Source organism: Companilactobacillus kedongensis, assembly GCF_003946625.1.
GTDB lineage: Bacteria > Bacillota > Bacilli > Lactobacillales > Lactobacillaceae > Companilactobacillus > Companilactobacillus kedongensis.
Window position 1 is genome coordinate 39,395 of the sequence record NZ_RHOR01000004.1, and the last position, 18,290, is coordinate 57,684.

The following is an 18,290-nucleotide window of genomic DNA, read 5'->3' on the forward strand; positions in this document are numbered from 1 at the left end:
TTATTTATGGCAATTTAATGATGGCGCTTGTTATGATATACTTTTTTTGTTTAGATTTTGGAGGATATAGTATGTCGAAATATCTAGGAATTGATTTGGGTACAGCAAATGTACTTATTGATGTAAAAGGAGAAGGTATCGTTCTAAATGAACCTTCAGTAGTAGCAATTAATACAAAGAACGATGATGTCGTTGCTGTTGGTGAGGATGCTTACCAAATGGTTGGTAGAACTCCAGCAAATATTAAAGCAATTCGTCCCTTAAAAGATGGTGTAATTGCTGACTTTAATATAACTGAAAAAATGCTTCAATATTTTATCGATAAATTAAATGTTAGAAGTCGTTTTTCAAAACCAACGATTATGATCTGTGCTCCAACCAATGTGACGCCAGTTGAGCAAAAATCAATCATTGAAGCAGCTGAACAAGCTGGTGGCGGGAAAGTTTATTTACAATTTGAACCTAAAGTTGCCGCTGTTGGTGCTGGTCTTGATATTTTTAAACCACAAGGAAACATGGTTATTGATATTGGTGGTGGTACTAGTGATATTGCTGTTCTTTCAATGGGAGATGTTGTAACTAGTCGCTCACTGCGTTTTGCTGGTGACAAGATGACCACAGCAATTCAATCGTATATTAAATCAAATCATGGTTTGATTATTGGTGAAAGAACTTCAGAAAGAATCAAAATTGAAATTGGTTCTGCTATGGAAGCTGACGAAAAAGTCACATTTTCTGCTAGTGGTATCGATATCGTTACTGGTTTGCCAAAAGAAATAACAGTAAATGAAAAAGAAATTCAGGATGCATTGCATGACGGTGTTCTTCAAATTGTTGAAGCTGCCAAAGGTGTTCTGGAGCAAACACCTCCTGAATTATCTGCAGATATCATTGATCGTGGTATTATGTTGACCGGTGGTGGTTCATTACTTAAAAACTTGGATAAGTTATTGGCTGAAGAATTACAAGTTCCTGTTTTAATGACTGAAAGCCCACTTGATTCAGTTGCTTTAGGAACAGGGATTTTACTAGAAAATATTGAAAAACATAAAAAATACTAGGGTGAATAATGAAAAAAGATTTTGGTAGAGAATATCGTAAGGATATTTTTCGAAAAATAGGTTGGGTGCTTCTACTAATTCTGGTTTTCTTTATTCTTGGTATGTTAATTGGTTCTGCACTGGGCGGATCAAACCCATTAGCCGTATTGTGGCCTGGAACTTGGGTGCATATGCTCGACTTTTTAAGGTAGCACAGTGAAGAAACTATTGATTGGCCTTGTCAGAATATATCAGAAATTTATATCACCAGTATTACCACCTAGTTGCCGATATTATCCAACGTGTTCCACTTACTTTATTGACGCCGTAAAAATGCATGGTGCCATTTTAGGAACTATTATGGGAGTTGCACGTATTCTGCGTTGTAACCCGTTTGTTCGTGGTGGAGTGGATCCTGTTCCGGATAATTTCACCATTTTTCGCAATCCTCATCCTGAAGACTACGAAGATGAGATTATTGCTAAGAAATTTCATAGTAAAGAATAGGAAGATTTAATGGCTAGAAAAAAGAAAGCAGTTGAAATTAGTTTAAAAGATATTAGTGATGATCCTGAAGTTTATGAACTTTGGGATGGTAAGAAGTACATTGGTACTATTAAAAAAGAGGGCGAACGTTACCTATCATATGTTGAAAGTAACGATACCCCATTTAAGTCAGTTAAACTTGACGATGCAATAAACGAATTGTTGATGCAGTATAATCTACATAATCATTAATAGGTGTTAAAATGCAAATAAAAAATAATAAAAGAGAAAATGATTTAGAATCAAGAATTGATTACGGAGTCATCTTTTCGGTTATGATGTTGGCCATAATTGGCTTGATGTCTATTTATGTTGCGACGATCCAGGATTCACAGAATCCATTAAAGAACGTTGCTTCACAGGTGGTCTGGTATGCAATTGGAGCTGTTATTGTGGTAGTCATAATGCAGCTTGATGCTGAACAGCTATGGCAAGTCGCTAATATTGCCTATTTTGGTGGATTAGCGTTACTGGTTTTGGTATTGCTGCTATACAGTAGAACTTACTTTGCTCAAACGGGTGCTAAGAGTTGGTTTGCTTTGGGACCATTTACTTTCCAGCCGTCTGAGGTAATGAAGCCCGCGTATATACTGATGTTGAGTAAAGTCGTAACGAATCATAATACCGAGTTTCAAAAGCATACATTGAAAAGTGATTTTTCACTATTAGGAAAGTTGATCCTCTGGACATTGCCAGTTTTAGTATTGCTAAAGCTACAAAATGATTTGGGTACATTATTAGTATTTATTGCCATTTTGGGTGGCATCATCCTTGTTTCAGGTATCGATTGGCGAATCATTGGAACGGCCTTCTTAGTTGTTGCTGTTGTTGGTGGTGTCGCTTTGGTGTTTGCTACTACCGACTGGGGAAGATCACAACTGTCTCATTTAGGCTTTAGGGCCTATCAATTTGCTAGAATCGACAGTTGGTTGAACCCTTCACAGGATACTTCTGAAAACGGGTATCAGATCTGGCAGAATATGAAGGCTATTGGGTCCGGACAATTATTTGGTAAGGGTTTCAATGTTTCGAATGTTTACGTTCCAGTTCGTGAATCAGATATGATTTTCTCCGTCGTCGGAGAGAACTTTGGATTTATTGGTTCATGTGTCTTGATATTCTTGTATTTCTTATTGATTTACCAAATGATCCAAGTGACATTTGATACTAAAAATGAATTCTACGCCTATGTTTCAACAGGTGTTATTATGATGATCTTGTTCCATGTTTTCGAAAACATTGGTATGAGTATCGGTTTATTACCACTGACAGGTATTCCATTACCATTTATTTCTCAAGGTGGATCCGCACTTTTAGGTAATATGATTGGTATAGGATTAATTATGTCGATGAGATTCCATCATAAGAGTTATATGTTTGAAAATGGTACATTTAATCAAAGGTAGGTAGAAAAGTATGTCTGAAAAAAAATATTTATGGACAAAAGCTGGAAAAGAGACAACCAGAGTCGGTTTGACTAAGGTCGGACAAGAAGCTTTGGGTAAAGTAAAGTTTGTCGATTTGCCAATTTTAGGACATGATATTAAGGTCGGGGACTCTACTGGTGAGGTCGAAGCACAAAAAGCTGTCGTCGAATTACAGTCACCAATTGCCGGTAAAATCGTTAAGGTTAACGATAAGTTGACTGATAATCCCGAATTATTAAATGGTTCTGAAGAAGATGCTTGGCTTTTTGAAGTGAATAATTAAATAATTATAACCAATACATTTATTGTTGCTTATTCCTTGCAACTTTTTTTAAGAACTGTTTAAATTATCCTGAAATTAATAAATGAATGGGGTAGTTTAAAATGAAAATATTAGGTGAAAAAATTCGCCACTACAGAAAGCTCAGAGGTATTTCTCAATCTGAGCTGGCCGATGGCATATGCACACAGGCAACAGTAAGTTTGATCGAGAAAAAAGATAAGATTCCAAGTATGGAGATCTTGGTTCGCATTTGTGAAAGACTGGGTATCACAATGAACCTTGTAATCGTCAATGACGATAGTCAGATCTATTCGATCATCAGTGATATTAAAAAATCATTTTACTTTGACGATTATCAAGCAATTGATGATAAGCTCAGCAAATTGAGTAATATTAATATCAATAACAAGCAGGAAATCAAATTGATTCACTTTTTCAACGGCTTAGTGGAATACGAGTTGAGTGGAAATTATGATAAGGCCATATTTGATTTCAATCGTGCGATGAATGTCAATATTGCAAACGTTGACATGTATGATATCTTAATCGATATCTACACCGCAAAGGCTTACGTTAATAAGAAATCAACTGATGAAGCCAAGGTATACTTTGAACAGGCTAAGGAATTGATCAAAGCTAGTGTAGAAAAGATCAGCGATGAAAACTATCACGATAGTATTTCTATTTACGCTAATATGTCTGAACTTTCTCTAAATCTGGGTGATAGTGAGAAAGCAGCAGAGTATGCTAGTGAAGGTATCTATATTGCTAGAAAAGAACAATCTTTGTTTAAACTAGATGCAATGTACTGTTCTTTAGCTGAAGCAGGTACACGTGAAGGCAAAAAAGCTGATGAAGATTACATTAAGGCCTATGTGATCTCCAGTATTATTGATAACAAGAATATTTTTGATAAGTTAAAAGCAAAAATCAAAGATATGAATCTAAACATCTTTAACAATTAATTATTAATTTCAAATAAAAAAGTGAGCTGGATTAAAAATCCGGCTCACTTTTTTGATGTGATAAATTATTTTTTCTTAGGGTTCTTTAGTGGATTGTTGTCCAAATCAGTTCTAACAACTAGCACATCACATGCGGCTGTTCTTGTTACATATTCAGTAACTGAACCGATCAGTAATCTTTCCATTGCGTTTAAACCGGTTGCTCCGATCATAACTAAATCGATTCCTAATTTCTTAGGGAAGTCGTTGGCAATGATTGCTTTAGGGGCGCCATACTCGATGCTGTAGTCAATTTCTGTTAAACCAGCATCTTTGGCTGTCTCAACATAACCCTTAACAGTTTCTTTAGCCTTTTCTGTAATTTGTTCAACCATTGTTGAATCAAAGCTGGAAACATTTTGGAAGGCACGTGTATCAATTACGTGTAGCAAATGTACGGCAGCATTGTTTCTTTTGGCAACTTCGACAGCCTTCTTGAAAGCTAATTCAGCTTCAAATGATCCATCGATTGGTACGAGAATGTTTTTGTATTGTTGTAACATAATATCACCCCGTTATTGTATTGGTATAAATATTATACCTATATCTATATTTTAGTTTATTATGAAAAATAAATACAGCTATCTGTTGATATTTGCTAAATAAATTGAAAAGACGGCTGCAGTCAAACTACCTAAGAGTAGGGTGATGAAGTTTGCTTTCTCACCACCTACTAGTAATATGATAACGCCTACAACAGATATGACAACTAAAATAACTGATGTAATTCTCATTGCTGATTTCAAAGTTGTGTTTTCATCAGGTGAGTATATCAAGAATTTTTTGTCACTGTGATACCATAAGTTATAGGAAAGAGCTAGCAAGAATAAAATAAATAGTGCCATTAGAATCTTAATTACCATGTTCTGTATTACTCCAATTTGTTTTTTTCTTCCAAACGTTTAATTGATCCAAACGCATATTTAATGCTTGTTCATACTTACCAGTGTTTTTAGGTTCATAGTATGTTGAGTTGACTAGGTTGTTAGGAAGATATTGTTGTTTTACCCAGTCATTTGGATAATTATGAGGATATTTATATCCTACACCATGACCGAGCTTTTTAGCACCACTATAATGTGCATCTTTCAAATCGTCAGGGATAGAATTGGCTTTTCCAGATCTGACATCTTCCATGGCGGCATCGATCGCAGTCATGGCTGAATTAGATTTAGGACACAAGCAGAGGTCGATCACGGCATTTGCTAGCGGTATCCTAGCTTCAGGTAAGCCAACCATTTGTGCCACCTGTGCAGCCTGTACGGCTCGTGAGCATGCTTGAGGATTAGCGAGACCAATGTCTTCGTATGCACAGACTAGTAGTCGTCTGATAGCAGTCGTCAATTCGCCAGCTTCAAGTAATCTTGCTAAATAATGTAGGGCAGCATTAGGATCACTACCACGAATTGACTTTTGAAAGGCTGAGATCACATCGTAATGACTGTCACCATCTTTATCTGCCGAGATAGCCTTTTTTTGAATTGATTCTTCAATATCATGCAGTTCAATGTGAATTTCGCCTTGATCATCTTTTTTAGTTGAAAGTACTGATAATTCTAAGCCATTTAAAATACTTCGTAGATCTCCAGTAGTTGATTCTACTAAAGTATTTAATGCTAGTTCATCGATTTTAACGTTGTACTTGCCTAAACCGTTCTCTTTGTCATGTAGTGCACGCTCTACGGCCTTTTTAAGGTCATCGACTGACAATGGATGGAGTTCAAATATTTGGACTCTGGAGCGAATGGCAGGGCTTATATTGATGTATGGATTTTCAGTCGTGGCACCAATTAAAATTATTGATCCACTTTCTAATAATGGCAGTAGAAAATCTTGTTTAGTTTTATCAAGTCGGTGAATCTCATCTAAAAGTAAAACAACTGTACCGCTCATCTTTGCTTCTTCAGCTACGATCTGTAAATCCTTTTTACTATCAGTAGCAGCGTTTAGTTTTCTAAAAGCGTATTTGGTACTTCCAGCGATAGCACTGGCAATACTGGTTTTACCAATACCAGGTGGTCCATAGAGAATCATTGAAGATAACATTTTAGCTTCAACCATTCTACGAATGATCTTGTTTGGACCAACTAGGTGTTGTTGACCGACAATTTCATCAATATTAGTCGGTCGCATTCGATATGCTAGTGGTTTTTGCATAATACCTCCTATATAATCAATATGTATATTCTACAACAAAGGAAGAATATGATGTTTAAGAAAAGTGATTTTGAAGTTTTCAATGATAATACCTTATCAGGTCGTCTGAATTTGATCCGACAACAACTTGATCCTAAGTTTCAAGAAATTGGAGATCAATTGATGATTGCCCTGGAAGATAAATATCAAGCTAAATTTTATATGAAAATAGCTAAGCATCAAAGACGAACTAAAAATCCGCCTCCAGATACTTGGTTGGCCATTAATCAAAATAAACGTGGATACAAGAAAACGCCACATGTTGAATTGGGCTTGTGGCCAGATCGGTATTTTATAACATTTAGTTTGTTGGCCGATATAAATAAAAGGCCTGAATATTATCCGCTTATACAAAAATTAAGTTCGAGAGTCGTTCAAGAAGGTTGGGGAGTATCGAATGATCATACTCAGCCTGAATTATTTCCTGCTGAAGAGGTATATACTAAATCAGTCAAGAAATACATGTCCGTTAAATCGAGTGATTTTGTCATCGGTTTTGTTTTAAAAAGAGATTCAGAAATAGTGGAATCAGGTGACTTTGATAAATTATTATTTGATAAATTTATGAAGTTGTGTCAGTTAATGGTTGAAATAAATGAAAAAGTCGCCAATTAGGCGGCTTTTTTACTATAAAAAAAACACCCACCAGGTGGATGTTTGATTACAAATATTAAAGAATTTGGTTGTAGTATTCAACGATTAGAGATTCATCAACATTTGGTTCTAGTTCGTCACGTTCTGGGTTACGTACTAGAGAACCTGTCAATGTGTTGTCATCGAAGCTAACAAAGCCAGGGCGTCCAACAACATTTTCAAGGTTTTCTTTAACGATAGCCAAGTCCTTTGACTTTTCACGAAGGCTGATCTTTTGACCAATCTTAACTTCGTATGATGGAATATCAACACGTTTGCCATCAACAGTGATGTGACCGTGGTTTACAAGTTGACGAGCTTGTGGACGTGAACTTGCTAAACCTAATCTGTAAACAACGTTGTCAAGTCTTGTTTCAAGAAGGATCATCAAGTTAACACCGTGGATACCTTCAAGCTTACCAGCGCGTAAGAAAAGATTACGGAATTGACGTTCGTTAACGTCATACATGAAACGTAATTTTTGCTTTTCTGTTAATTGTTGGCCGTATTCTGAGATCTTACGACGACTATTTGGTCCATGTTGACCTGGAGCATAGTTACGACGTGCGATTTCTTTTCCTGATCCTGATAGGGAAATTCCCAATCTACGAGATAATTTCCAACGAGGTCCTGTATATCTAGACATAAATAAATTCCTCCAAAATTGTAATGGAGTAAAATAATTAACAAGAGTTTAGCATTCGTGCAGTTATTGCTATAACTTTCACCCTGTGCAGCCCGCAGGTTACTGATCAAACTAAAAGCCTTTAACTGTTGACGTTCTTGCCACTCTTTGCTGCATATTTTACACGAAGACTAGTGTAACGTGAAAAATAACCAATGTCAAAGTAAATCTTTAAAACTTTATTATGAATCCTTGTCATGGGTAATAGTATCATAAATGTTTGTTATAATTTTGAGTATGAATGTTAAGTAACATCATTAGGGGTGTAAATGTGTCTATAATTATTATTATAATTATCTTATTGGTGCTGGTTTTCCTATGGTACATGTGGTTCTTACAAAAGAAGAATGCTGGTGTATTAAACGGTTTTAAGGATAATATAACCGCTTTAATGGAAGATCGTTTCAAGGATAAAATCAAAAAAATTGAAGATATGAATTTAACTGGTTCCAGTAGCGAACGGTTTGTCAGCGTAAAAGAGGAATATCAAAAGCAATTAAATGAGGTCGTTCCTAATATTTCAGCTGACATGCGTAAAGCAGAATACCGGAATACACAGTTTAAGATTTTCGGAGCTAATAAGCTGTTAAAGACTATTGGAACTGAGATTTCTGATGTTGAAGCAGAATTTTCAAATCTAGAAACTTCATTAGATAACTTGTCGAATAGTGATGAACAAAATGCTTTGAGACGTGATGAGTTACATAAGGGTTATCAGTTATTACGTAAAAAGGTTCTTACACAGTCATTTGATTATGGATCAGCGGCTGATAATCTTGAGGATGAGCTTTCTGAAGTTGCTACTTTATTAGATGATGAAGAATCTTCTACTAAAAGTGGTGATCATTTGGAAGCCAGTCAGTATTTGGATGATGCCAGAGTCAAGATTGCCTTGATCACTGATCAACTTAAGGTGATCGAGCCATTACATCATGAGTTAAATGAGGTTTTTCCTGGACAAGTTGAAGAAATCAATGATGTATATCAAAAATTATTGAATCAACAGTTTCAATTTGGTGACAATATTGCTGAATTGATCAATGGTGTTCAAGAGAATATGATCAAGTCTGACAATGCTTTAGGTGAATTGAACTTTGATGAGACAAGTAGTTTAAATGATACTATCAAGTCTGATATTGAAAATCTTTATGATATTCTTACAGTCGAAGTGGAGTCTAAGCAAAGTGTCCTTAAACAGCAAAAACCAGTTTTGGACTATATTAACCACTCAAATTATCAACATAATAAGTTGGAACATCGTATGCAAGAACTTGAAGAACACTATGTTCTTAAAAAGAGTGATAGAACTTCTGTGGAAGATAATAGAAAGTCTTTGACCAGTTTACGCGAAGGTTACGATCAAGATGTGCAAGATATTGCGGATAAAAAGATCATCTACTCTAAGGCCGAAGCTACCTTTAAAGAGATAATCGAAAAACTTGATCGTATTGAAGAAGAAGAAAAATCGATCAATGACAGCTTGAACCAGATGGTTTCGAGTGAAAAAATTGCTGTTAATAGTGTCGATCAATATGCTAAACGATTAGAAATTCAAAAGAAAATTGTTGAACAATTAAGATTAAATGGATTACCTGATTATTATTTGGACTACTTCTACATGGTCTACGACGAAATCAATAAATTATATGATGAGTTGAATTCAGAACAGATTAATATGGAAGATATTAGTAAGCAAGTGATCGTTGCTCAAGAAGATTTAGAGAATTTGGTTCAAAAAACTACTGAATTAAAGCAACAAGTTAGCTTAGCTGAAAAGTTGATCCAATATGCTAATAGATATGCAGGTAGTGACGGCGAATTAAAGGATCAACTAGAACGTTCGAGAGCTGCTTTTGATAATGATTACGATTACAATAAGTCAGTCGAGATCATTAGCGGGGAACTTGAACGAGTTGAACCTGGTTCAGTCGAAAGAATTAGAGAGACAATTAATGCATAATTAATTGTTTTGATGTATCGTATAAGAGATAAAAATATAGGCCTACGGGCCTTTTTGTTTTGGTGGGAAAAAATATGATTTATTTTGATAACAGTGCAACAACAAAAATTGAGGAATCAGTGCTTCAAACATATAATGCAGCTAGCTTGAATTACTTTGGTAATCCATCTAGTTTGCATAAATTAGGTTTGAAAGCTTATGAGTTACTAGAAACTTCTCGTAAACAAATAGCTCAACTAATGGGTTTTAAACCTTATGAGGTGGTTTTCACAAGTGGTGGTACAGAAGGTAACAATTGGATCATCAAGGGAACTGCTTTTAAAAAACGTGAATTTGGTAAACATATTATTACAACGTCGATCGAGCATCCTTCAGTAATGAATTCGATGCATCAACTGGAAGAACTTGGATATGATGTTACATATTTACCAGTTGATAAGACTGGTCATGTTAGTGCCCAAGATTTAAAAGACGCTATTAGAGATGATACGATCCTTGTTTCAACAATGGCTGTAAATAATGAAATTGGTTCGATTCAACCGATCCATGAAATTGCTCGTGTTTTGGACGATTATCCTAATATCAGTTATCACGTTGACGGTACACAAGCTATTGGTAAAAATATTGATGATAAATTTATGGATCCACGTGTAGATTTCTATACTTTCTCAGGACATAAATTCCATGCTCCTCGTGGTATCGGCTTTATCTACATGAAGTCTGGTAAACAATTGGAACCACTTATGGCTGGTGGCGGTCAAGAAAAGAATCTTAGAAGTGGTACTGAAAATACACCTGCAATAGCTGCTATGGCTAAGGCCTTACGTCTACTAAAAGATAATGAAGCCCAAAAAGCAAAAAAGATGTTAAAATTGAAGACTGAATTGATCGAACATATCCAAAGTCTTCCTAACACGCATGTTTTCTCAAAACTAACTGATGATTTTGCTCCACACATCATTTGCTTTACGATTGATGGAGTGCGTGGTGAAACGGTCGTTCATACTTTTGAGGATCGCGACATCTATATTTCTACTACAAGTGCTTGTTCTTCGAAGAAGGGCTTGGAGTCTAGTACCTTAAAAGCTATGAGTACACCTGAAAAGGTTGCTACTAGCGCTGTTCGTGTCAGCTTGGATGAGAATAATACAGAAGCTGAGATGAAAGAATTTATTACTAATTTGGATCAAATTCATGAGCATTTCCAAATTTTAAACTAAGTATCAAAAACTAGGAGAATTTAATGGAATATACTGAAATTATGGTTCGTTACGGCGAACTTTCGACAAAGGGTAAGAACCGCAAAAGTTTTATTGACCGTTTACACGGTAATGTTGCCCGAGTTTTAAAAGATTACCCTGATTTAAGAATGAGACCACATCGCGACCGTTTGCATATTGAATTGAACGGTGTTGATGCTAAACCAGTTATGGAAAAGTTAAAGAATGTTTTTGGTATTCAAACTTTTTCATTGAGTGTTGAAGTTTCAAAAGATTTTGAAGATGTTAAGAAAAAAGCTATCGAAATGATGCATGAAGCATACAAACCAGGCATGAGTTTTAAGGTTGGTACTAAGCGTTCAGATCATACTTACTACTTGGATACTAACCAAATTAACCTTCAACTTGGGGATGCTATTTGTGATGAATTTCCTGGTATTGATGTTGAAATGAAACGTCCGGATATTAAGATCTCGGTTGAAGTTCGACAAGATGGTATTTACTTGTCATACTTAACTATCAAAGGTGCTGGTGGTTTGCCAGTTGGAACTGCTGGAAAAGCTATGTTGATGCTTTCGGGTGGGATTGATTCACCTGTTGCTGGATATTTTGCTCTAAAACGTGGTGTTGATATTGAAATGGTTCACTTTTTCAGTCCACCATATACATCAGAACAAGCTTTGAATAAAGCTAAGGAATTGACTAGCAAGTTGACAGCCTTTGGTGGCAATATCAAATTCATCGAAGTACCATTTGCTGAAATTCAAGAGACGATCAAGGCTTCTGTACCTGAAGGATATTTAATGACGATTCAACGTCGTTTCATGCTTAGATTAACTGATTTATTGCGTGAAAAAGAAAATGCTCTAGCTATTTTTAATGGTGAAGCAGTTGGACAAGTTGCCTCACAAACTTTGGAAAGTATGTTGGCAATTAATGATGTGACGACGACACCAATTTTACGTCCAGTGGCTACAATGGATAAGACCGAGATTATTCGTATCGCTGAAAAAATCGATACGTTCAATCTTTCAATTCAACCATTCGAAGACTGCTGTACAGTTTTTGCTCCACCAAGTCCTAAAACAAGACCTAATGTTGAAAAAACACGTAAGTTTGAAAGTGGCTTAGATATTGATGGTCTAATTGAGAGATCACTTGCCGGAGTTAAAATTACGACTATCGAGCATGGTGATCATTTTATGGAAAGTAATCAAGAAAATATCAACAGCTTGCTTTAAAGCAATTGACGTTTTTTAAATAATGTTTTATCATCATAATCAACAGCTTTGATCAGGAGTATTAGTAAATAAGATTTTAGAGAGAGTACGTTAGCTGAAAAGTACTTATTCAAGTTTATTAGTTGTTACCTGTGAGCTATCAAAAAAATGATCGGGCCACCGTTATCTGTTGAGAGAAGAGTCTATGACTCTTAATTTAGGTGGTACCGCGAGCATTCGTCCTATTCAGGACGGGTGCTTTTTTTATTTTATGGAGGAATTTTTATGAGAGAAATCGACATGGATACTAAATATAACCCCAAAGAAGTCGAAGAGGGCCGTTATCAAACATGGCTTGATGAAGGTGACTTCAAACCTTCTGGCGATAAGAAGGCTAAGCCTTATTCAATCGTTATCCCACCACCAAATGTTACTGGTAAATTACATTTAGGACATGCTTGGGATACAACAATTCAAGATACTTTGATTCGTTACAAACGTATGCAAGGCTATGATACTTTGTATCTTCCAGGTATGGATCATGCCGGAATTGCCACTCAGGCTAAGGTTGAAGCTAAATTACGTGAACAAGGTATTTCTAGATATGACCTTGGACGTGAGAAGTTTGTTGATGAAGTTTGGAAATGGAAAGATGAGTTTGCTTCAATCATTAAGTCACAATGGGGTAAGTTAGGTCTATCACTCGATTATGACCGTGAACGATTCACTCTTGATGAAGGTTTATCAAAGGCTGTACGTAAGGTTTTCGTTAAGTTATATAACGAAGGTTTGATCTATCGTGGTGAATATATCATTAACTGGGATCCACAACTACAAACAGCTTTGTCAGATATTGAAGTTATCCACAAAGATGATCAAGGCGCTTTCTATCATGTTAAGTATCCATATGCTGATGGTTCCGGATATATTGAAATTGCTACAACGCGTCCAGAAACAATGTTTGGTGATGTTGCTATTGCCGTCAATCCAAGTGACGAACGTTACACTGATATCGTTGGTAAAGAAGTTATCGTGCCATTAGTTGACCGTAAAGCACCAATTATTACTGACCATTATGTTGATAAGGAATTTGGTACTGGTATGGTTAAGATCACACCAGCCCATGACCCTAATGACTTTGCTGTCGGTAATCGTCATGACCTTGAGAGAATCAATACTATGAATGCTGACGGAACAATGAACGAAAATGCTGGTAAATATAAAGGTATGGACCGTTTTGAGGCTCGTAAAGCTATCGTTAAGGATCTACAAGATCAAGGTTATATGTTAAATGTTGAACCAATTGTGCACAGTGTTGGACATTCAGAACGTTCTGGTGTGCAAGTAGAACCACGTTTATCAACGCAATGGTTTGTTAAGATGAAGCCATTAGCAGAGATGGCCTTGAAGAATCAAAAGACTGATTCTAAGGTAAACTTTGTTCCTGATCGTTTTGAAGATACCTTTACACAATGGATGGATAACGTTCATGATTGGGTAATTTCTAGACAATTATGGTGGGGACATCAAATTCCCGCTTGGTATAATAACGAAACGGGTAAAATGTACGTTGGTGAAGAAGCACCTAAAGATATTGAAAACTGGACTCAAGAAAGTGATGTTCTTGATACATGGTTCTCAAGTGCTCTATGGCCATTTTCAACTATGGGTTGGCCAGATACAGATAGTGATGACTACAAACGTTACTTCCCAACCGATACTTTGGTTACAGGCTACGATATCATCTTCTTCTGGGTCTCAAGAATGATCTTCACTAGTTTGAAATTTACTGAGAAACGTCCATTTGAACACGTTGTTATTCATGGTTTGATCCGTGATGAACAAGGACGCAAGATGAGTAAGTCACTTGGTAATGGTATCGATCCAATGGATGTTATTGAAAAATATGGAGCTGATGCTTTGCGTTGGTTCTTGATGAATGGCTCAACACCTGGACAAGATACACGATTCAGTTATGATAAGATGGATTCAGCTTGGAACTTTATCAATAAGATTTGGAATGCCAGTCGTTTTGTTATTATGAATCTTGATGAAAACACACCAGCAATGGACGATCTATCTAAGGTAACTAACTATGACCTTTCAGATAAGTGGATCTTGGCTAAGTTGAATCAAACAGTTAATGAAGTTAACCGTTTGATGGATAAATTTGAATTTGGTGAAGTTGGACGTAATCTATATAACTTTATTTGGAATGATTTCTGTGACTGGTATATTGAAATGAGTAAGGCAACATTAACTGGCGAAGATGGGGATGCCAAGGATCAAAAGAGAATGCTCTTAACTTATGTTTTGGACAAGATCTTGAAGTTAATGCACCCAATCATGCCATTTGTTACTGAAAAGATTTGGCTATCAATGCCACATAACGGTAAGTCAATCTCATTGTCATCTTATCCAGAAAATCATGATGAGTTTAAGAATGAGAAAGCAATGGACGACATGGATATCTTGATCGACTTGATCAAATCAGTTAGAAAGATCCGTCTTGAAGCTAATGCACCACTTTCAAAGGCAATTGATATTTTGATCAAACCTCAAGATGAAGCCGTTAAAGAAGTTATTCTAAATAACAAAGACTATGTTGATCGTTTTGCACATCCTAAGGAACTACAAATCGACACAAATCTAAAAGCTCCAGCTTTGGCCATGACTGCTGTTACAAATGGAACTGAAGTTTATATTCCGCTAGCAGAATTGATCGACCTTGATGAAGAGATCGCCCGTCAAGAAGAAGAAATGACTAAGATGGACAAAGAAATCACTCGTTTGAATAAGAAACTTTCAAATGATAATTTTGTTAAGAAAGCACCTGAAAAGGTTGTTGATGAACAAAAAGATAAACTAGCTGACTATCAATCACGTCAAGCTAAGATCAGTCAAAGAATTGATCAACTAAAAGCTAATAAATAGTCTTATAATGGGGAATGTGACAAATTAACGAATCGTTAGTTTGCAGTCAATCTCTATTTGACTACAAAAAAAGTCGTTGTTTGCCTTAAGCAAATGACGACTTTTTCATTATATTAGGGGGATTTATCTCGTGTTAAATTATCAAGAAACGATTGATTATATCCATACTTTTTCTAAATTTCATCGAACGGATAGCCTTAAAAATATCAAACAAGCGCTAAAACAGCTAGGTGATCCTCAAAATAGTTATTCAACTATTCATGTGACAGGGACTAACGGCAAGGGAAGTACTTGTAATTATTTGGCAAATCTTTTAGAAGCAACTGGGAAACGTGTGGGGATGTTTACTTCTCCCTTTATCACTAAATTTAATGAACGAATTCAGATCAATCATCAAATGATCAGTGATGATGAATTGGTTGAGTTGGTGGGTCGTGTTCGGAAAGTTACCGATGCGATTGATTTAACCGAATTTGAATTTGTTACTATTTTGGGATTCGCCTACTTTCAAAAAAAGGTTGATGTTGCTATTATTGAGGTTGGCATTGGGGCTGAACATGATAAAACTAATGTGATCATACCTGACCTTTCAATCATAACTTCGATCGATTTGGACCATGAACAGATTATTGGTCCAACAATTCAAGATATCGCCAAAGAAAAATCAGGGATTATAAAAAAGAACAAACCGATCGTAACTGGGTATTTGCAACCAGAGATTCGCAATATTATAGTAGAAAAGGCAAAATCACAGGATAGCTTTTTGTCTGAGTTTGACCATAATTTTAAAATCAATGGATTTTTGGTTGATGGTAGTGTCAGCCGCTTTGATTACTTGGATGACAGAACGACCATAAAGAAAATTGAATGTCATGGATTTGAGAAAACAACTGCAATGAATATTGCCATTGCTATTCGGGCCTTTATAATTTATCAGACGATCCATCACGAAAAAATTGATCTTCAATTGATCAAAAGTAGTCCTGAAACACATTTGATCCTAGGAAGAATGCAAATTGTTCAAAATGATCCGTTGATGATCCTTGATGGATCGCATAATTTTTCAGCAATTCACAATTTAATCAATTCTTTAATATCAAATTGGCCAAATAAAGATATAATTATAGTGTATGCTGGAATGCGTGACAAAGATCGAAAAGATATTTTAGATTATTTATCAAAAAATGTACAACAAGTTTATGTAACTACTTTGGAAATGACTCGTTCAGCAGATGTAACTGATTATGATTTTTCAGCATATGATAATGTAACTTTTGTTCGAGACTATCAAAGTAAGTTAAAAGAATTAAAAAATGGTTTGACTAATCGGCAAATCTTACTAGTCACCGGATCATTTTACTTAGTTTCTGATTTAGAGAAATTATTCTCGTAATTTAGGTTACAATGATAAAATTAAGAGAAAAAATTTCAAGTCACGGAATCAAATCTTTAAAAACCGAAGAACTAATTGCTGTGATCTTAGGCAATGGTATTAAAGGACAAAACGTTCTTGAATTAGCTAGAGGAATTTTGTCGCAGTCAGAAGACCTTCAATTAAATTTAAACCAGTTGATGAAAAATAAAGGAGTTGGCATTGCCCAAGCCTGCAAGGTATTAGCTGCTTTAGAATTAGGCGATCGTAAATTGAAAGCTGATAAGTTACCCGATCGGATAATGGAATTATCGATATTAGGGAAACACTTAATAAAAAAAATAGGAAGCTCACCACAAGAAAAATTAATCGCAGTATATCTAGATAATAGTAATCATATTATTATGGAAAGAATCGTGTTTATTGGTACGATTGATTCGGCAACTGTCCATCCGAGAGATATTATGCGAGATGCATTAAGTATCTCGGCTCGGCGGGTAGTGATCGCACATAATCACCCAAGTGGTAATTTAAAGCCATCGAAAAATGATCAGGATTTTTCCTTAAGATTGCAAGAATGTTGCCAATTAATTGGTATTGGTCTAGTTGATCATTTGATTATAACTAGAAATTCATATCTCAGTATGAAGTCGTCTAATTTAATTTAGTTTAAGTTACTGTGCTACTTTAAATTGGCCTTTTGTATGATATAATTTTGTTTAGCGTAAAATGTGGTGTGTACTTTAAAGGAGAGAATATAAATTGTTTGGTATTGGATCAAAGAAACTTGGTATAGACTTAGGTACTGCTAATACACTTGTCTATGTAGAAGGTAAGGGAATTGCCCTTAATGAACCATCAGTTGTAGCAAAGAATAACAACACTGGAGAAATCGTTGCCGTTGGTTCCGATGCCCGTGAAATGATTGGTCGTACACCCGGAAGTATTTCAGCTATTCGTCCTATGCGTGACGGAGTTATTGCTGATTATGATACAACTGCAGCTATGATGAAATATTTCATTGAAAAAACAGCTGGCAACTCAAAACCATCAGTTATGGTTTGTGTTCCAAGTGGAGTTACTGAAGTGGAAAAACGTGCTGTTATTGAAGCAACACAACATGCTGGAGCTCGTGAAGCATACGTGATCGAAGAACCATTTGCAGCAGCTATCGGTGCTGGTCTTCCTGTTATGGATCCTACTGGTAACATGGTTGTTGATATTGGTGGTGGTACTACTGATGTTGCTACTATTTCCTTAGGCGGAATTGTTTCATCACGTTCAATTAGAGTGGCCGGAGATAAATTTGATGAGTCTATTTCGTCATTTATCAAAACCAACTTTAACTTACAAATTGGTGAGAGAACTGCTGAAGACGTTAAGATTCAAATTGGTTCTGCTTCAATCGAGAAGGCCAAAGAAATTGAATCGATGCAAATTCGCGGTAGAGATTTAGTTACAGGTCTTCCAAAGACAATTCAATTAACTGGTGAAGACATAGCTACAGCTATCCATGAAGATGTTCAAGAAATCATTGAAACTATCAAAGAAACACTTGAAGAAACTTCTCCTGAAATTGCTGCGGATGTAATTGATCATGGTATCGTACTTACTGGTGGTGGTGCTTTATTACATCATTTACCAGAGGTTATTTCTGAAGCAACTGGAGTACCCGTATTCATTGCTCAAGACCCACTAGATTGTGTAGCCATCGGTACTGGAGAGTCTCTTAAAAATATCGATGTAATGCGTCGACAAAAATAAGCGGGT

19 protein-coding genes and 1 other annotated feature are annotated in these 18,290 nt (G+C 35.9%); of the genes, 15 read left to right on the plus strand and 4 right to left on the minus strand.

Features of this window, described 5'->3' with window-relative positions; genetic code table 11:
- Positions 1–71: 71 nt before the first annotated feature.
- From mreB to EKM60_RS03800, 7 genes are all read left to right on the plus strand, one after another.
- Complete coding sequence (mreB, locus tag EKM60_RS03770; RefSeq protein WP_125712596.1) at positions 72–1,061, plus strand: rod shape-determining protein; 990 nt, start codon at positions 72–74, stop codon at positions 1,059–1,061.
- Between the two features lie 8 nt (positions 1,062–1,069).
- Positions 1,070–1,252 carry a DNA-directed RNA polymerase subunit beta gene (locus tag EKM60_RS03775; protein WP_125712599.1) on the plus strand — a complete coding sequence of 61 codons (183 nt, stop codon included), beginning with the start codon at positions 1,070–1,072 and terminating at the stop codon, positions 1,250–1,252.
- A gap of 4 nt (positions 1,253–1,256) precedes the next feature.
- On the plus strand, positions 1,257–1,547 hold the full coding sequence (gene yidD, locus EKM60_RS03780; protein WP_125712600.1) for a membrane protein insertion efficiency factor YidD: 291 nt from the start codon (positions 1,257–1,259) through the stop codon (positions 1,545–1,547).
- A gap of 9 nt (positions 1,548–1,556) precedes the next feature.
- Complete coding sequence (locus EKM60_RS03785) at positions 1,557–1,778, plus strand: DUF2969 family protein (RefSeq protein WP_125712602.1); 222 nt, start codon at positions 1,557–1,559, stop codon at positions 1,776–1,778.
- Between the two features lie 11 nt (positions 1,779–1,789).
- Positions 1,790–2,992 (plus strand): FtsW/RodA/SpoVE family cell cycle protein, encoded by a 1,203-nt coding sequence (locus EKM60_RS03790; RefSeq protein WP_125712605.1) that lies wholly within the window; start codon positions 1,790–1,792, stop codon positions 2,990–2,992.
- A gap of 10 nt (positions 2,993–3,002) precedes the next feature.
- Positions 3,003–3,296: a glycine cleavage system protein H gene (locus EKM60_RS03795; protein ID WP_125712607.1), complete on the plus strand. Its 294-nt coding sequence runs from the start codon at positions 3,003–3,005 to the stop codon at positions 3,294–3,296.
- A 101-nt stretch (positions 3,297–3,397) separates the two neighbouring features.
- Positions 3,398–4,261, plus strand: coding sequence for a helix-turn-helix transcriptional regulator (locus EKM60_RS03800; RefSeq protein WP_125712609.1), 864 nt, complete (start codon positions 3,398–3,400; stop codon positions 4,259–4,261).
- A 65-nt stretch (positions 4,262–4,326) separates the two neighbouring features.
- Here EKM60_RS03800 and EKM60_RS03805 read toward each other — a convergent pair whose 3' ends face one another.
- The 3 genes from EKM60_RS03805 to EKM60_RS03815 all read right to left on the minus strand — a co-directional run bounded on the left by EKM60_RS03805 (position 4,327) and on the right by EKM60_RS03815 (position 6,457).
- Positions 4,327–4,803 carry a universal stress protein gene (locus tag EKM60_RS03805; RefSeq protein WP_164508309.1) on the minus strand — a complete coding sequence of 159 codons (477 nt, stop codon included), beginning with the start codon at positions 4,801–4,803 and terminating at the stop codon, positions 4,327–4,329.
- A gap of 78 nt (positions 4,804–4,881) precedes the next feature.
- A complete protein-coding gene (locus EKM60_RS03810; RefSeq protein ID WP_125712613.1) occupies positions 4,882–5,163 on the minus strand; it encodes a hypothetical protein in 282 nt (93 codons plus the stop codon).
- Positions 5,153–6,457: a replication-associated recombination protein A gene (locus tag EKM60_RS03815; RefSeq protein WP_125712614.1), complete on the minus strand. Its 1,305-nt coding sequence runs from the start codon at positions 6,455–6,457 to the stop codon at positions 5,153–5,155. The genes EKM60_RS03810 and EKM60_RS03815 overlap by 11 nt, the downstream gene beginning before the upstream one ends.
- Positions 6,458–6,508: 51 nt before the next feature.
- Between EKM60_RS03815 and EKM60_RS03820 the strand changes: the two genes are divergently transcribed.
- A complete protein-coding gene (locus tag EKM60_RS03820; protein WP_125712616.1) occupies positions 6,509–7,111 on the plus strand; it encodes a DUF1054 family protein in 603 nt (200 codons plus the stop codon).
- Positions 7,112–7,166: 55 nt separating this feature from the next.
- On the opposite strand, the gene rpsD is transcribed toward EKM60_RS03820, so the two are convergent.
- The gene (gene rpsD, locus EKM60_RS03825; RefSeq protein WP_125712618.1) at positions 7,167–7,775 is read right to left on the minus strand and encodes a 30S ribosomal protein S4; all 609 of its coding nucleotides are present in this window, start codon (positions 7,773–7,775) and stop codon (positions 7,167–7,169) included.
- A gap of 310 nt (positions 7,776–8,085) precedes the next feature.
- On the opposite strand from rpsD, the gene EKM60_RS03830 reads away from it, so the two are divergent.
- From EKM60_RS03830 to EKM60_RS03860, 7 genes are all read left to right on the plus strand, one after another.
- Positions 8,086–9,774, plus strand: a complete 1,689-nt coding sequence (locus EKM60_RS03830; protein WP_125712620.1) for a septation ring formation regulator EzrA — start codon at positions 8,086–8,088, stop codon at positions 9,772–9,774.
- Positions 9,775–9,848: 74 nt separating this feature from the next.
- Positions 9,849–10,994 carry a cysteine desulfurase family protein gene (locus EKM60_RS03835; RefSeq protein ID WP_125712622.1) on the plus strand — a complete coding sequence of 382 codons (1,146 nt, stop codon included), beginning with the start codon at positions 9,849–9,851 and terminating at the stop codon, positions 10,992–10,994.
- Positions 10,995–11,017: 23 nt separating this feature from the next.
- Positions 11,018–12,235, plus strand: a complete 1,218-nt coding sequence (gene thiI, locus EKM60_RS03840; protein ID WP_125712624.1) for a tRNA uracil 4-sulfurtransferase ThiI — start codon at positions 11,018–11,020, stop codon at positions 12,233–12,235.
- Positions 12,236–12,274: 39 nt separating this feature from the next.
- Positions 12,275–12,462: a binding site (T-box leader), on the plus strand.
- 37 nt (positions 12,463–12,499) lie between these two features.
- Positions 12,500–15,148: a valine--tRNA ligase gene (locus tag EKM60_RS03845; protein WP_125712626.1), complete on the plus strand. Its 2,649-nt coding sequence runs from the start codon at positions 12,500–12,502 to the stop codon at positions 15,146–15,148.
- Between the two features lie 130 nt (positions 15,149–15,278).
- Positions 15,279–16,541 (plus strand): bifunctional folylpolyglutamate synthase/dihydrofolate synthase, encoded by a 1,263-nt coding sequence (locus EKM60_RS03850; protein ID WP_225426991.1) that lies wholly within the window; start codon positions 15,279–15,281, stop codon positions 16,539–16,541.
- 11 nt (positions 16,542–16,552) lie between these two features.
- Positions 16,553–17,188 carry a RadC family protein gene (gene radC, locus EKM60_RS03855; RefSeq protein WP_125712630.1) on the plus strand — a complete coding sequence of 212 codons (636 nt, stop codon included), beginning with the start codon at positions 16,553–16,555 and terminating at the stop codon, positions 17,186–17,188.
- A 94-nt stretch (positions 17,189–17,282) separates the two neighbouring features.
- Positions 17,283–18,284: a rod shape-determining protein gene (locus EKM60_RS03860; protein WP_057765642.1), complete on the plus strand. Its 1,002-nt coding sequence runs from the start codon at positions 17,283–17,285 to the stop codon at positions 18,282–18,284.
- The last annotated feature ends 6 nt before the right edge of the window (positions 18,285–18,290 follow it).

What these genes read in the sequence shown, in the direction of transcription:
- mreB (WP_125712596.1), top strand. Translation starts at nt 72, where the DNA reads ATGTCGAAATATCTAGGAATTGATTTGGGTACAGCAAATGTACTTATT.
- EKM60_RS03775 (WP_125712599.1), top strand. Translation starts at nt 1,070, where the DNA reads ATGAAAAAAGATTTTGGTAGAGAATATCGTAAGGATATTTTTCGAAAA.
- EKM60_RS03785 (WP_125712602.1), top strand. Translation starts at nt 1,557, where the DNA reads ATGGCTAGAAAAAAGAAAGCAGTTGAAATTAGTTTAAAAGATATTAGT.
- EKM60_RS03790 (WP_125712605.1), top strand. Translation starts at nt 1,790, where the DNA reads ATGCAAATAAAAAATAATAAAAGAGAAAATGATTTAGAATCAAGAATT.
- EKM60_RS03795 (WP_125712607.1), top strand. Translation starts at nt 3,003, where the DNA reads ATGTCTGAAAAAAAATATTTATGGACAAAAGCTGGAAAAGAGACAACC.
- EKM60_RS03800 (WP_125712609.1), top strand. Translation starts at nt 3,398, where the DNA reads ATGAAAATATTAGGTGAAAAAATTCGCCACTACAGAAAGCTCAGAGGT.
- EKM60_RS03805 (WP_164508309.1), bottom strand. Translation starts at nt 4,803, where the DNA reads ATGTTACAACAATACAAAAACATTCTCGTACCAATCGATGGATCATTT.
- EKM60_RS03810 (WP_125712613.1), bottom strand. Translation starts at nt 5,163, where the DNA reads ATGGTAATTAAGATTCTAATGGCACTATTTATTTTATTCTTGCTAGCT.
- EKM60_RS03815 (WP_125712614.1), bottom strand. Translation starts at nt 6,457, where the DNA reads ATGCAAAAACCACTAGCATATCGAATGCGACCGACTAATATTGATGAA.
- EKM60_RS03820 (WP_125712616.1), top strand. Translation starts at nt 6,509, where the DNA reads ATGTTTAAGAAAAGTGATTTTGAAGTTTTCAATGATAATACCTTATCA.
- rpsD (WP_125712618.1), bottom strand. Translation starts at nt 7,775, where the DNA reads ATGTCTAGATATACAGGACCTCGTTGGAAATTATCTCGTAGATTGGGA.
- EKM60_RS03835 (WP_125712622.1), top strand. Translation starts at nt 9,849, where the DNA reads ATGATTTATTTTGATAACAGTGCAACAACAAAAATTGAGGAATCAGTG.
- thiI (WP_125712624.1), top strand. Translation starts at nt 11,018, where the DNA reads ATGGAATATACTGAAATTATGGTTCGTTACGGCGAACTTTCGACAAAG.
- EKM60_RS03845 (WP_125712626.1), top strand. Translation starts at nt 12,500, where the DNA reads ATGAGAGAAATCGACATGGATACTAAATATAACCCCAAAGAAGTCGAA.
- radC (WP_125712630.1), top strand. Translation starts at nt 16,553, where the DNA reads ATGATAAAATTAAGAGAAAAAATTTCAAGTCACGGAATCAAATCTTTA.